11 protein-coding genes and 1 riboswitch are annotated in these 13,941 nt (G+C 60.7%); of the genes, 1 reads left to right on the top strand and 10 read right to left on the bottom strand.

The features are described from left to right. Positions 1-24: 24 nt before the first annotated feature. Together cobD and ACG33_RS15165 are read right to left on the bottom strand one after the other, a co-directional pair. Positions 25-1,026 carry a threonine-phosphate decarboxylase CobD gene (gene cobD / locus ACG33_RS15160; protein ID WP_066922463.1) on the bottom strand — a complete coding sequence of 334 codons (1,002 nt, stop codon included), beginning with the start codon at positions 1,024-1,026 and terminating at the stop codon, positions 25-27. Between the two features lie 10 nt (positions 1,027-1,036). Further along, a complete protein-coding gene (locus ACG33_RS15165) occupies positions 1,037-2,938 on the bottom strand; it encodes a TonB-dependent receptor plug domain-containing protein (RefSeq protein WP_066922465.1) in 1,902 nt (633 codons plus the stop codon). Positions 2,939-3,039: 101 nt separating this feature from the next. Beyond that, a riboswitch (cobalamin riboswitch) is annotated at positions 3,040-3,236 on the bottom strand. A 26-nt stretch (positions 3,237-3,262) separates the two neighbouring features. Between ACG33_RS15165 and cobU the strand changes: the two genes are divergently transcribed. After that, positions 3,263-3,805: a bifunctional adenosylcobinamide kinase/adenosylcobinamide-phosphate guanylyltransferase gene (gene cobU / locus ACG33_RS15170; RefSeq protein WP_066922467.1), complete on the top strand. Its 543-nt coding sequence runs from the start codon at positions 3,263-3,265 to the stop codon at positions 3,803-3,805. Positions 3,806-3,827: 22 nt separating this feature from the next. On the opposite strand, the gene sthA is transcribed toward cobU, so the two are convergent. The 8 genes from sthA to ACG33_RS15210 form a co-directional block, all read right to left on the bottom strand. After that, positions 3,828-5,222 carry a Si-specific NAD(P)(+) transhydrogenase gene (gene sthA / locus ACG33_RS15175; RefSeq protein ID WP_066922469.1) on the bottom strand — a complete coding sequence of 465 codons (1,395 nt, stop codon included), beginning with the start codon at positions 5,220-5,222 and terminating at the stop codon, positions 3,828-3,830. A gap of 140 nt (positions 5,223-5,362) precedes the next feature. Beyond that, positions 5,363-7,198 (bottom strand): glutamine--fructose-6-phosphate transaminase (isomerizing), encoded by a 1,836-nt coding sequence (gene glmS, locus ACG33_RS15180; protein ID WP_066922471.1) that lies wholly within the window; start codon positions 7,196-7,198, stop codon positions 5,363-5,365. A 143-nt stretch (positions 7,199-7,341) separates the two neighbouring features. After that, positions 7,342-8,727: a bifunctional UDP-N-acetylglucosamine diphosphorylase/glucosamine-1-phosphate N-acetyltransferase GlmU gene (glmU, locus tag ACG33_RS15185; protein WP_066923584.1), complete on the bottom strand. Its 1,386-nt coding sequence runs from the start codon at positions 8,725-8,727 to the stop codon at positions 7,342-7,344. 136 nt (positions 8,728-8,863) lie between these two features. Continuing rightward, entirely contained in the window at positions 8,864-9,283 is a 420-nt protein-coding gene (locus tag ACG33_RS15190) for a F0F1 ATP synthase subunit epsilon (RefSeq protein WP_066922473.1), read from the bottom strand. A gap of 6 nt (positions 9,284-9,289) precedes the next feature. Continuing rightward, positions 9,290-10,708, bottom strand: coding sequence for a F0F1 ATP synthase subunit beta (gene atpD / locus ACG33_RS15195; protein ID WP_066922475.1), 1,419 nt, complete (start codon positions 10,706-10,708; stop codon positions 9,290-9,292). A 108-nt stretch (positions 10,709-10,816) separates the two neighbouring features. Beyond that, positions 10,817-11,680 carry a F0F1 ATP synthase subunit gamma gene (atpG, locus tag ACG33_RS15200; RefSeq protein ID WP_066922477.1) on the bottom strand — a complete coding sequence of 288 codons (864 nt, stop codon included), beginning with the start codon at positions 11,678-11,680 and terminating at the stop codon, positions 10,817-10,819. Then, the gene (gene atpA / locus ACG33_RS15205; protein WP_066922479.1) at positions 11,680-13,221 is read right to left on the bottom strand and encodes a F0F1 ATP synthase subunit alpha; all 1,542 of its coding nucleotides are present in this window, start codon (positions 13,219-13,221) and stop codon (positions 11,680-11,682) included. The genes atpG and atpA overlap by 1 nt, the downstream gene beginning before the upstream one ends. 117 nt (positions 13,222-13,338) lie before the next feature. Continuing rightward, positions 13,339-13,911, bottom strand: a complete 573-nt coding sequence (locus ACG33_RS15210) for a F0F1 ATP synthase subunit delta (protein ID WP_066922481.1) — start codon at positions 13,909-13,911, stop codon at positions 13,339-13,341. Positions 13,912-13,941 lie beyond the last annotated feature (30 nt).

Consider the following 13,941-nt stretch of genomic DNA (forward strand, 5'->3'; position numbering starts at 1 on the left):
GCAAGATTCGATGCCCTTCTGCGTTCATTGGAGGGCGACGTACAGGCGTGTCCATTGATCGTCGTCCGCAGGCAAGCCAATGCGTACCAGTCGCGAGTCCTCGTTGAGAGGCCTGATCAGAATTCCACGCATGGCCAGGCGGCGGAACAATGCATCGGCATCCGCGCAGCGCACCAGACGATAAAGAGGGGTTCCACCCTTGAGCTCGAAACCTGTTGCGAGCAGCAGCGCATCGAGATCGGCACCTGCATGGAGGAGGCGTTGTCGCTGGGCCGACTGCCAGTGACTATCGCGGTACGCGGCGATGCCTATGTCGACGGCGGGGCCGCAGACCGGCCAGTCTCCGATCAATTGACGGAACGACATCGCATGGCGCGACGTGACGACAAAGCCAAGTCTTAAGCCCGCCAGACCGAAGAATTTACCGAAGGATCGGAAGACGAGGATACCGTCGCTCGCAGCCGTACAAAGACTGTTCTCCGGAACGATATCCGCGTACGCCTCGTCGATCACGAGCATACCGCCACGCGCTGCGAGGCGTTTGGCAACGGCGCGCAACCGATCCGGGCAGATCGTCCGCCCGTCCGGATTGTTGGGATTGGCGAGTATGATGACGTCGTTCGATCCAGCGGCCTGTTCGAGCGACTCCGAGGTTGCTTCGGTAACGGACGAATGTTTCCAAGCCAGCAGATGCCCGGAATACCCTGGCCTCACGACCGCAACTTTCCGCTCATGGAAAATGGGCTCCAACAGACGCAGCGCCAGGTCGGTTCCCGGAACCGCCACGACCTGGCTGGGGTCCTCGACGCCGAAAGCTGTGGCGGCGGCATGTTCAAGTTCCGCGATGTGGTCCGCCTCGGGCAACCGCGCAAATACCGAATGCGCAAGATCGGCATGCGGATACGCCCACGGGCTGATGCCTGTGGACAGATCGATCCATGGCCGCGGGGCGAGCGGAAATAGTGCGCTTGCCGCGTCGATCCTGCCGCCGTGCTCGCGAAACACATCTAGGGATGTGGCGACCACGTTACAGGCATCAGAAATCGAAGCGTACGCCCGCGTAATACGAGCGACCATAGGTACCGTAGAGATAAACGGTCTCGTACTCCTCATCGAGCAAATTCTCGATGCGAGCTTGCAACAGCATCTTCTCACCGACGCGATATGCGAGGCGCAGATCTACGAGCTTGTAACCGTCGACGATTCGCGTATTCGTCGCATTGTCGTAGCTGCGGCCATTCTTGGTATATGTCACTCCGGTCTCGAGATCGAATGGCCAGCGATAGTCGATCAGCAGGTTTGCCGTTTCGCCGGGGCGGCGGGCCAACCTGTTGCCGTAATTCGCTCCGGGTGAACGATTCTCGGTATCGATCCGGCTGTAATTGGTCTGGATCATCAAACCATTCACCGGTTCTAGAGCCAGCGTCAATTCGAAACCATCGGCGCGCGCCTGGGCGACGTTGTCATAAGTACCGAAAGGACGATTTGTACAAATACCGGCAAGAGGCGCGGCGCAGGAAACGAAGTTGATGAGATCTTTGGTATCGCGGATGAAGTAGGTGACGCCGATTTCACCCTTGTCCCGCCAGAAGCGCTGTGCGAGGCCGACATCCCAGCTTTCGGCCGTCTCCGGCGTCAGCAGCCCGTTGCCGTACTCACTCTGCAACTGGTAGAGCGAGGGCGCTTTGAAGGCTTCGTTGTAGCTCGCTCGCAGCGTGGTCGAGCCCTGGTTGGGAGACCAGGCAAGACTTCCGCCTACATTGGTGCGGCCGCCAAACTCATCATGATCATCACGGCGCACGCCGGCAATGATGGTGAAATGATCGATGGGCTTGCCGATAAGCTGCAGGTACGCACCATCGATTCTCGCTTTCCCGCGCGTGACCGGGCCGCCGTAGCTCGAACTATTGAACTTGGATGTCTCGCTCTCCAGGCCAAAGCCGGACGCCAGTTTTGGGGTAAATTCGAAAGTGCCCTGGTATTCGAAACGTGCGTTCTCGCCATCGGCATCGAAAGTCTGGATCGGAATGCTGTCCGGATCCTCATTGGTTCGAGACGTCTCGGTATAGGCGTACGCCACACGATTATGAAAGCGGCCGGCAAGCAGATCGAAATTGACACCGGCATAGCCCACAGCCTCGCGCGTGCGCGCCTCTTCGCGTGTGTCCCCGAAAGCGTAGGTAGGAGGCGGGAAGCCGTCGATACCGGTCTTGGCCTTCGAGTACCATCCACGCAGATCGAGCCACGCATCATCGGTCAGGTCGATAGTGAACTTCGCGTTGGCACTGATGTTGCGATAGTCGTCTTTTTCCCGGCCACCACGCGCTTTATTGAAAGCGGAAATACCATCGGTGTCGTAACCGTTGACTCCCATACTGGCTGCAACGCGACCGAACCTCTGAGAAAGATTCACGCCGGCTTGACTCGTACCGTGCGATCCATATTCAAGCTTGGCCACGCCCTTGAATACTTCGGTAGGTTCGGCAGTGGTCAGGTTCACCACGCCGCCAATGGCCTGGCTTCCCCACACGATGGACTGTGATCCGCGCAGCGCTTCGACGCGGGTGACATTGCCGAGTAGCATATTGCCGAAGTTGAAGCCGCCGCCCGGCGCCGACGGGTCGTTGAGCTTCACGCCATCGATCAGTACGACGGTGTGATCGCTCTCCGCGCCACGAATGAACAGCGACGTGCTCGTTCCAACGCCGCCATTTCGCACGAACGAAACGCCGGGGACCGTGCGCAACACGTCTACGATGGCATCGTTCTGGCGCGCTATCAGCGATTGCTCATCGATGACCGAAATCGACTGACCGACGTCGGATGCCGATTGCGCGAAGCGCGTCGCAGTGACGACGATGACTTCTTCCGCCCATGCGGGCACAGAGATGGAAGTGATGGAAAGAGACAGCAGGCAGATGCGCTGAAGCGTACGCATGGAAAACCTCGGACCGTTGACGAATCCAAGAGCCGCTTACACGGCTCCACCTTGTCGTCACGCGAGGTTTTCCTCGATCGCTCGGCACACCCCGACCAGCGAAGGACAGACTGCGATAGGCAGGTTTCCTGGCTTCCGAGTCGTTATGCCTGGCCGCCTTCCCGGTATTACCCAGTGGCATTCTTGGCCAGCACTCGTCGGTTACAGTTGCGGGGGCAGCCCCGGTTCGTGAATTTCAATTCACTTCCGGGTTCCCTTTTGATCCCAGTTTCTGGGAACCTAACGCGGTATAAAGTGTAGTGCAGCGGCTAATGGGGATGCAAGATGCAACGGTCGGGGCGAGTGATTCTGTATTTGGGAGGGGCGCGTTCAGGAAAAAGTCGATTGGCGCAAATTCGCGCTGAATCAACGGCTAACGAGCTTATTTACGTCGCTACGGGGCAGGCTGGCGACGCAGAAATGGCGAGGCGCATCCGCCAGCACCGGGCTGAGCGCGGCGAGCGCTGGCGCACCATCGAAGCACCGCTCGATTTGCCGCAGACCCTGATTCAGAACGACGCCGTCCGGCGAACCTTGCTCGTCGACTGTCTCACGCTTTGGCTGAGCAATTTGATGCTCGCGGAATACGATATTCGCAAGGCGCGACGATCTTTGGTCGATGCACTTGCTGCCAGCAACTCGACGGTGCTGCTGGTATCCAACGAGGTCGGCATGGGCATCGTGCCTGACAATACTCTGGCAAGACGTTTTCGCGACGAGGCCGGTTGGTTGCATCAGAAGATCGCCGCAGTGGCCGACGAGGTATGGCTGGTGATGGCGGGGTTGCTCTTGCCGCTCAAGAACGAACGATCCATGATCGAGAGTTGAATTCAACCGAGTCGCAACCGGCTCAACTCAGGCGATTCAACCCGTTATAGGCCGCTACCCGGTACGCCTCCGCCATGGTCGGGTAGTTGAATGTCGTGCGAGTAAAATAGCGTACGTCATTGAGCTCGGACGAGGCCATCACGGTCTGTCCGATATGCACGATCTCCGAGGCGTTATCGCCGAAGCAGTGCACACCCAGCACCTGCAGGTTCTCGGCGTGAAAAATGATCTTGAGCATGCCGACGCGCTCATCGGTCATCTGAGCACGCGCGAGATTCTTGAACGCACAATGACCCACCTCATAGGGGGCTTTCAGCTCCTGCAACTCGCGCTCGCTCTTGCCCACCGAGGAAATTTCGGGAATCGTATAGATGCCGCTCGGAATCATCTCCAGACAGTGCGGCTCTATCGCAGGGTCCAGGATGTGCTGGACCGCATGCGAGCCCTGTACATACGCTGCGCTCGCAAGCGCCGGTGGACCGGCGATGTCGCCCACCGCGTAGATATTCGGCACGGCGGTTTGATAGTGACCGTTGACCGGAATCTGCCCCCGCAAGTTGCTCTCCAGACCAACGGCCGAAAGTTGCAGCGTCTGTGAGGCGCCGGTGCGGCCGTTCGCCCAAAGCAGCACATCCGATTTGATCCTGCGGCCGGAGGTGAGGTGCAGCAAGACATCATGCTCACGTGCCTCTACCGCCTCGAACTCCTCGTTGTGCCGGATGACACAGCCCTGTTCACGTAAATGATACGACAGCGCCTCGGCGATTTCGTCATCCAGGAACGACAGCAGGCGGTCATGCGTATTGACCAGCGTCACTTTGGCGCCGAGGTTGATGAAGATGGACGCATACTCGCAACCGATTACGCCCGCGCCATAGATCGTCACGGAAAACGGATGCTCGGCGTAGCGCAGGATGCTGTCGCTGTCGCGTACACGTGGATGTGTGAAGTCCACGTCGGGTGGATGATAGGGCCGCGAGCCGGCGGCGATCACGATGTGCTTGGCGCTCAACCGGTAGGGCTTGCCTGCCCCGGGCTGCACTTGGAGCGTATGTGCATCGAGCAAACGCGCCTCGCCGCCGAATATCGGCACGCGGTTGCGGTCATAGGACCGGCGGCGGCTAGCCACCTGCAAGTCAATGACATTGGCTGCGGAAGCCAGCAGTTGCGGATATGTCAAACGGGAGGAGAGATGCTGCTCGCGCAGCAACGGGTTACGCTTGAGGTCGTGCAGGACCTTCACGGCATGCCGCAGCGCCTTGCTCGGAATCGTACCCCAGTGAGTACAGCCGCCGCCTACTTCGAAATGGCGCTCGATCAGCGCCACCTTCAGACGGTTCTTGGCAGCCATCATGGCCGCACCTTCTCCCGCCGGGCCGCTGCCGATCACCAGGACGTCGAATTTTTGCATCTTCATCTTCCGCAAAGGACGTAATGATCGACGAGAGGCCTACTATAAAACAACAATCCCGGTGTACTCGCTCTTGCGAACGACTTTGTTTTTCAGGTAAGGACTTTGTTTTCGACGCGCAACAGCCTAAAGATGACACGCAACCGCTATTCCACCGTCACCGACTTGGCGAGGTTGCGCGGCTGATCGACATCCGTTCCTTTCAGGATGGCGCAATGATAGGCCAGCAACTGCAAAGGGATGGTGTAGACGGCCGGCGCCTGGAAATGACTGACATGCTTCGGCATGGTGATCACCGTGACGCCTTCGGATGAACTGATGCCGGCATCGGGATCGGCGAACACATAAAGTTCGCCGCCTCGGGCCCGCACTTCCTGCAGGTTGGATTTGAGCTTTTCGAGCAGGTCGTTGTTGGGTGCGACCACGATGACGGGCATCTCGGCATCCACCAGCGCCAGCGGGCCATGCTTGAGTTCGCCGGCAGGATAGGCCTCGGCGTGGATGTAGGATATTTCCTTGAGCTTCAGCGCGCCCTCCATCGCGATGGGATGCATCTGGCCGCGGCCCAGAAACAGGGCATGGCGCTTGTCCGCAAAGCGCGTCGCCAGTTCCCTGATCTGTCCATCGAGATGCAGCGTCTTCTCGATCAAGGCCGGAATTTCGATCAGGCGCTGTACCAGGCCGCGCTCGCGCTCCGCATCGGTGCCATGAAATTTCGCCAGTGCGACCACCAGCATCCCCAGGGCCGTCAGCTGGGTCGTAAAGGCCTTCGTGGAGGCAACGCCGATCTCCGGACCCGCACGCGTCAACAGCACCAGATCGGATTCGCGCACCAACGAACTTTCGGGCACATTGCAGATCGACAGGCTGGATAAATATCCCGCCTGCTTGGCCATGCGCAATGCCGCCAGCGTATCGGCGGTTTCGCCTGATTGAGAAATCGTGACGAACAAGGTATTGCGCGGCACGACCGGATTGCGATAGCGATATTCACTGGCGATCTCGACCCAGCAAGGCAGCCGCGCGATCTGTTCGACGAAATATTTCGCGACGACGCCGGCATGGAAACTGGTGCCACAGGCGATGATCTGCACCGCTTCGGTACGCCGGAACACCTCGGTAGCCAGCGGTCCGAATGCCGCCTCCAGCAACTTTCCGCCCACTGCTCGCTCATCCAGCGTCTGCGCCACGGCACGCGGCTGTTCATGGATCTCCTTGAGCATATAGTGCGAATACTCGCCTTTCTCCGCGGCGTCGGCCGACAATGCACTCTCGGACACCGGCCGCCGCGCCGTGTTGCCCTCGTGGTCCAGAATACGGATGCTCTGGCGGCGAACCTCGGCGACGTCCCCCTCCTCCAGAAAAATGAACCGGCGCGTCACCGGCAACAGCGCCGCGACGTCGGACGCCACGAAGTTGCCATCTGTGCCGACTCCGATCACCACGGGGCAGCCGGCGCGGGCAAGGATGATGCTGTCCGGCTCGTCCTCGCTGATGACGGCGAGCGCATAGGCACCTTCCAGCTCCGCGACCGTGGCGCGCACGGCCCGAAACAGGTCTCCCAACTTCTGCTTGTGATGGTGGATACGGTGAGCGATGACCTCGGTGTCGGTCTCCGAAGTGAATTCATAGCCCAGCCCCGCCAGTTCCTCGCGCAGTTCCTCGTGATTCTCGATGATGCCGTTATGGACGATGGCGATGCCGTCTCGAGAAATATGCGGGTGTGCGTTGCGCTCTGATGGAGCGCCGTGAGTCGCCCAGCGCGTGTGGGCGATACCCAGGTGTCCGGCGACCGGTGTCTCCTCGATGGCTTCCTGCAGCACCCTGACTTTGCCCACGGTACGCTGACGGCTCAGCTGACCGCTGCCGTTCAGGATGGCGACGCCGGCCGAATCATAGCCGCGGTATTCCAACCGCCGCAGGCCTTCGATCAAGATGGGGATGACGTTCCGATCAGCGACTGCGCCGACGATGCCGCACATGTGGGACCCTCGAAGTCAGATAACTCATTGTATCGAAGGGTATGGAGATAAACCTGTACCCCATCACACGACCTCCCTGCACGTTGCGCCGGACCGCGGGCTCCGATCGCTCATCGGAACCTGCCTGGAGCCTATTTCGCAGCCTATTTCTCCGAGCCCGGCTTCCCCGTATCCGCCTTCCTAACCGGTCGCCTCCAGGCGTCGATGGTGACCTGGCGCGCCCGCGCGAGGGTCAGCTTGCCCGCCGGCGCATCCCTGGTGATCGTCGAACCCGCACCGGTGTTGGCGCCCGCCCCCACCTTCACCGGAGCAACCAGCATGGCCCCCGAGCCGATGAACGCTTCGTCACCGATTTCGGTTCGCCATTTGTTGGCGCCATCATAATTGACGGTCACCGTACCGGCGCCTACGTTGACTTTTCGCCCCAGGGTCGCGTCGCCTAAATAGGTCAGATGATTGGCCTTGCTGCCGGCGCCGATATCGCTGTTCTTGACCTCCACGAAGTTGCCGATATGGACTTCCTCGTGCAGCACGCTGTGGGGACGCAGGCGTGCAAACGGCCCGATCGAGCCGCGCGGGCCAATGGTCGCGCTATCGATGACGCAGTTCGGATGAAGACGGGTATCAGCCTCGATCCGGCAGTCCTTCAGGTAACAGTTCGGGCCGATATGCACCCGATCGCCGAGTTCGACAGTGCCGATCAGGACACAGTTCACATCGATGAAAACATCGCGCCCAACCCCCACCTTGCCGCGGATGTCGGTACGAGCAGGATCCACCAAAGTGGCGCCCTCGATCATCAGGGCACGGGCCCGCTGAACTCGCAGCTCCGCTTCGAGGCTTGCCAGTTGAATCTTGTCGTTCACGCCCATCACCTCCGCCTCGGTGGGAGCGATGACGGCATTGATACGCAATCCTTCACGGGCCGCCATGACGATGATGTCGGTCAGATAATACTCACCCTGGGCATTGTCGTTCTTCAGCGCGGCCAGCCAGCGGCGCAACGCCGCCGCGGGGGCGGCGATCAGGCCGGTATTGATCTCCTTGATGGCCTGCTCCTTGGTGTTTGCATCCTTCTGCTCCACGATACGCACCACGTTTCGGGCGGCATCGCGCACCACCCGGCCGTAACCGGTCGGGTCAGCCAGCTCCACGGTCAATACCGCGATGGAGCGCTCGTCACACCGCGACAGCAGCTGCACCAAGGTTTCCCGGCGCACCAGCGGCACATCGCCATACAGGATCAGTACCTGGTGATCGTCGGGAATGGCGGGCATCGCCTGTGCAACCGCGTGCCCCGTGCCGAGCTGCTCGGCCTGCAGGACCCATTGAACGGGTGCATCGGCCAGCGCTTCACGAACCTGCTCGCCGCCATGGCCATGGACCACGTGGATCGTCTCCGCCTGCAGGGTGCGAGCACTGTCGAGCACATGCTCCAGAAGCGGGCGGCCGGCCAAAGGCTGCAGCACCTTCGGCAAATCGGACTTCATGCGTTTTCCCTGCCCGGCGGCAAGAACGACGATTGACAGCGGCATACGAGTCGGCCCTCGCCATTTCGTACAGACTTTGGACAGGGTAACCTGGAATCAGGCGTCGAACTGCGACACAGAGCAGAATGCGCCCCGAAGGGCGCATTCTTTCCTTGAGCCGGTCGTCAGCAAGGCATCATTGCTTCAGCTTGCGCAGTTTCTCGATCGCCTTGATCTGGGCGATGGCCCGCGCCAGTTCGGCCTGCGCCTCGGCCAGCTCCATCTTGTTGCCGCGATCGCGCAGGGCTTCCTCGGCGCGCTGCTTCGCCTGCAGCGCGGCAGCCTCGTCCAGATCCCGGGCACGCAAAGCCGTATCGGCCAGCACCGTCACCAGGTGCGGCTGGATTTCCAGCGCGCCGCCCGAGACATAAAAGAACTGCTCTTCACCCGCCGGCGTCTGGACCCGGACTTCGCCCGGCTTGAGCGTAGTCAGCAGCGGTGCGTGGCGCGGCGCAATGCCGATCTCACCCATGATCGCCGGTGCGAAGACCATCGCGGCCTCCCCGGAGAAGATTTCGCCTTCGGCGCTGACGATATCGACGTGTAAAGTTGCCATGGCGTCTTACTGCAAGGTCTTTGCTTTTTCCACCGCCTCGTCGATGCCGCCCACCATGTAGAAGGCCTGTTCCGGCAGATGGTCGTATTCACCGTCGAGAATGCCCTTGAAGCCGCGGATGGTTTCCTTGAGCGGCACGATCTTACCGTCCTGGCCGGTGAACACCTTCGCGACGTTGAAAGGCTGCGACAGAAACCGCTGGATCTTGCGCGCCCGCGATACGGTGCGCTTGTCGTCTTCCGACAGCTCGTCCATACCCAGGATCGCGATGATGTCCTGCAGTTCCTTGTAACGCTGCAATACGGCCTGTACGCCGCGTGCGATACTATAGTGCTCTTCGCCGATGACCAGCGGATCGAGCTGACGGCTGGTGGAATCCAGCGGATCGACTGCCGGATAGATACCCAGGGAGGCGATCTGGCGCGACAACACCACGGTCGCGTCCAGATGCGCGAAGGTGGTCGCCGGGGAGGGGTCGGTCAGATCGTCGGCGGGCACGTAGACGGCCTGGATGGAGGTGATCGAACCGGTTTTGGTCGAAGTGATGCGCTCCTGCAGCACGCCCATTTCCTCGGCCAAAGTCGGCTGATAACCCACCGCCGAGGGCATGCGTCCGAGCAGCGCGGATACCTCGGTGCCGGCCAGCGTATAGCGATAGATATTGTCGATGAACAGCAGCACGTCACGGCCCTTGCCGGTTTCGGTCTTTTCATCGCGGAAATACTCCGCCATGGTCAGACCGGTCAGCGCAACGCGCAGACGGTTGCCCGGCGGCTCGTTCATCTGCCCGTAGACCATCGCTACTTTAGAGTTCGACAGGTCATCGGTATCGATGACACCGGATTCGATCATCTCGTGGTAGAAGTCGTTGCCTTCACGGGTACGCTCGCCGACGCCCGCGAACACGGACAGGCCGGAATGCTGCTTGGCGATATTGTTGATCAGCTCCAGCATGTTGACGGTCTTGCCGACACCCGCACCGCCGAACAAGCCTACCTTGCCGCCCTTCGCGAAGGGGATCAGCAGATCGATGACCTTGATGCCCGTGACCAGCAGGTCCTGCCCGCCGGCCTGTTCGTCGTAGGCCGGCGCCGGGCGATGGATCGGCCACTGCTCCTTGGCCTGCACCGGACCCTTCTCGTCCTGGGGCGTGCCCAGCACGTCCATGATGCGTCCCAGAGTTCCCTTGCCGACCGGCACGGAAATCGGCGCGCCGGTGGCCTTGACCGTCATGCCGCGGCTCAAGCCTTCGGATACGCCCATGGCGATCGTGCGCACGATGCCATCGCCCAGCTGCTGCTGCACCTCGAGCGTCAGGTCGGCGTCCTCGAGCTTGAGCGCTTCGTAAACCCGCGGAATACTGTCGCGCGGAAATTCCACATCGATGACCGCGCCGATGATCTGCACAATCTTGCCGGTAGACATTGACTCGTTCCTCTAACCGTTTCGCGTAAGTGACCTGCGGTCTGCCGCCCTGTCCGGCGTCATCGACTTCAGGTCACCCTTTGGATTTCAGTAAGCCCCGATCCGTTGCTAGACCGCGGCCGCACCGCCGACGATCTCGCTGATTTCCTTGGTGATCGCTGCCTGGCGCGCCTTGTTGTAGATCAACTGCAGTTCCTCGATCAGCTTGCCGGCATTGTCGGTGGCGCTCTTCATCGCCACCATGCGGGCGGCCATTTCGCAGGCGACGTTTTCCACGGCGCCCTGATAAACCTGCGATTCCACATAGCGCATCAGCACACCGTCCAGCATCTCCTCCGCGGACGGCTCGTAGATGTAGTCCCACATCTTCTGCAACTCGCCCTCGTCTTCGGTGAGCACCGGCAGAACCTGTTGGACGATGGGTTTCTGGCTCATCGTATTGAGGAATTCATTGTTCACCAGAAACAAGCGATCCAGGCTGCCCTCACGATACTGATCCAGCATCACCTTTACGGTGCCGATGAGATCGGCAACGTGCGGACGATCACCCAGGTGCGTCACGGTCGCTAGTGTCTGTGCACTCTCGATACGGCGAAAAAACTGTACGCCCTTGGAACCGATCAGGCACAGGTTGATGCTGGCGCCCTTTTGCTGCCATTCGCGCATTGCTGCCAGCGTGGCCTTGAACAGATTGACGTTCAGGCCGCCGCACAGACCGCGATCGGTCGTGATGATGATGAAGCCGACCGATCGCGCCTCGCGTTCGACCAGAAACGGGTGCTTGAAATCCGGATTCGCGAGCCGCAGGTGTCCGATCACGCGCCGGATCTTCTGTGCATAGGGACGCGTCGCGCGCATGCGATCCTGCGCCTTGCGCATCTTGCTCGCGGCGACCATCTCCATGGCCTTGGTGATCTTCTGAGTACTCTTGAAGCTCGCGATCTTGACGCGTATTTCTTTGACGCCAGCCATCAGTAGGTACCGGTGGTCGCGAACTCTTCCGAAATCTTCTTGAGCTGGGCCTCGTTCTCGGTCGAGAGCACCGGATCGGCGTTGATGGCATCCATCGCCGCCTTGTAGTTCGTTTTCGCAAAAGCCTGCAGACCCGCTTCGAAGGCGTTGATTTTCTTGATCTCCACCTTGTCCATGTAGCCGTTGTTCACCGCATAGATGGACAGCGCCATCTCGGCCACCGACATCGGCGCATACTGCTTCTGCTTCATCAGCTCGGTGACCCGTTGACCGCGTTCCAATTGACGGCGGGTCGATTCATCCAGATCCGATGCAAATTGCGAGAACGCCGCCAATTCCCGGTATTGCGCCAGGGCAAGGCGAATGCCGCCGCCGAGCTTGGAAATGATCTTGGTCTGCGCTGCACCGCCGACTCGGGACACGGAGACACCCGCGTTCATGGCCGGGCGGATGCCCGCGTTGAACAGGTCGCCCTCCAGAAAGATCTGTCCGTCGGTGATCGAAATCACGTTGGTCGGCACGAAGGCCGTCACGTCGCCTGCCTGGGTCTCGATGATCGGCAGGCCGGTGAGCGAGCCGGTTTTGCCCTTGACGCGTCCTTCGGTCTTCTTTTCCACGTATTCCTCGTTGACGCGTGCGGAACGTTCCAGCAAACGCGAGTGCAGATAGAACACGTCGCCGGGATAGGCTTCGCGGCCCGGCGGCCGGCGCAGCAACAGCGAGATCTGGCGGTATGCCCAGGCCTGCTTGGTCAAGTCGTCGTAAATGATCAAGGCATCGCCGCCATTGTCCATGAAATACTCGCCCATCGCGCAACCGGCGTAGGGAGCGATGTATTGCATCGAGGCCGGCGTGGAGGCGGACGCAGCCACGATGATCGTGTGCTTCATCGCGTCGTGTTCCTCGAGCTTGCGCACTACGTTCGCGATCGAGCTTTGTTTTTGGCCGATCGCGACATAGATACACTTGATGCCGCTGTCTTTCTGATTGATGATCGTATCGACCGCCAGCGCGGTCTTGCCGGTCTGGCGATCGCCGATGATCAACTCACGCTGGCCGCGGCCGACGGGCACCATGGCATCGACGGCCTTGTAACCGGTCTGCACCGGCTGACTGACGGACTTACGGTACACGACGCCCGGCGCCACGCGCTCGACCGGAGAATGATAGGCCGCCTGGATCGGACCCTTGCCGTCGATGGGCCTGCCCAGCGCATCCACGACGCGGCCCAGCAGGCCCTCGCCCACCGGCACTTCCAGGATGCGTCCCGTCGTGCGCACCGTGTCGCCCTCGACGATATGCTTGTATTCGCCCAGCACGACCGCACCGACCGAGTCCTGCTCCAGGTTCAGTGCCAGACCGAAGCTATCGCCGGGAAACTCTAGCATTTCACCGTACTTGACGTCGGCCAGGCCGTGCACGCGCACAATACCGTCGGTGACGGTCACGACCGTACCGACATTGCGCTCCTCGGTGGCGCTCGAGAACTTTTCGATGCGCGCCTTGATCAAATCGCTGATTTCAGATGCCTTGATGGACATGTTCCCGGTACCTCGTTCGAGCCGCGGGCGACACGCCCGCGGCTCCTTAAGACATTGTTCTTCGCCGGCGCCCTCGCCAGCCGTATCACGACGCCGGTGCCGCGCACCGGCGCATCCTTAGTGCGTAAGCTCGGTGGCCAGGCGCTGCAGCCGCGCCTTTAGCGATCCATCGATGACGAAATCCCCGCAACGCACGATCGCACCGCCGATCAGCGATGGGTCGATATCGACATGCAGGCGTACTTCGCGCTTCAGACGCTTGGCCAGCGCATCGCGCAGGCGGGTGCGCTGTACATCGTCCAGCACCATGGCGGAGGTAACCTGTACGTCGGCGATATTCTCGACATCCGCACGCAGCGTCTCGAAAATTGCCGCAACCTGCGGCAACAGGGCCAGCCGACGATTGTGCGCCAGCGTTTCGAGGAAGTTGCTCATCGGCTCATCAAGGGTTTCGTTGGCGGATTTGTCGGGGGATTCGCCGGACGAATCGGCGCAGACTCCTGCAATCACCTCGACCAGATCGGCCGGCATGACACGCGGACTCAGCAGCAGCTTCGCGACACGATCGTCCGTGACGATCGCCGATGCATTCGCCAGAAAATCCGACCAGCGCGCCAGTGCGCCGTGCTCGCGTGCAAACTCGAACGCCGCCTTGGCGTAGGGTCTGGCGATGGTTACTTTCTCTGCCATGAGTTGCTCCCGGAGGCGGCCTCGCTAAAG

The organism is Steroidobacter denitrificans (assembly GCF_001579945.1).
GTDB lineage: Bacteria > Pseudomonadota > Gammaproteobacteria > Steroidobacterales > Steroidobacteraceae > Steroidobacter > Steroidobacter denitrificans.

Coding starts and splice junctions, on each gene's coding strand:
- ACG33_RS15165 (WP_066922465.1), bottom strand. CDS start 2,938: ATGCGTACGCTTCAGCGCATCTGCCTGCTGTCTCTTTCCATCACTTCC.
- cobU (WP_066922467.1), top strand. CDS start 3,263: ATGCAACGGTCGGGGCGAGTGATTCTGTATTTGGGAGGGGCGCGTTCA.
- sthA (WP_066922469.1), bottom strand. CDS start 5,222: ATGAAGATGCAAAAATTCGACGTCCTGGTGATCGGCAGCGGCCCGGCG.
- glmS (WP_066922471.1), bottom strand. CDS start 7,198: ATGTGCGGCATCGTCGGCGCAGTCGCTGATCGGAACGTCATCCCCATC.
- ACG33_RS15190 (WP_066922473.1), bottom strand. CDS start 9,283: ATGGCAACTTTACACGTCGATATCGTCAGCGCCGAAGGCGAAATCTTC.
- atpD (WP_066922475.1), bottom strand. CDS start 10,708: ATGTCTACCGGCAAGATTGTGCAGATCATCGGCGCGGTCATCGATGTG.
- atpG (WP_066922477.1), bottom strand. CDS start 11,680: ATGGCTGGCGTCAAAGAAATACGCGTCAAGATCGCGAGCTTCAAGAGT.
- atpA (WP_066922479.1), bottom strand. CDS start 13,221: ATGTCCATCAAGGCATCTGAAATCAGCGATTTGATCAAGGCGCGCATC.
- ACG33_RS15210 (WP_066922481.1), bottom strand. CDS start 13,911: ATGGCAGAGAAAGTAACCATCGCCAGACCCTACGCCAAGGCGGCGTTC.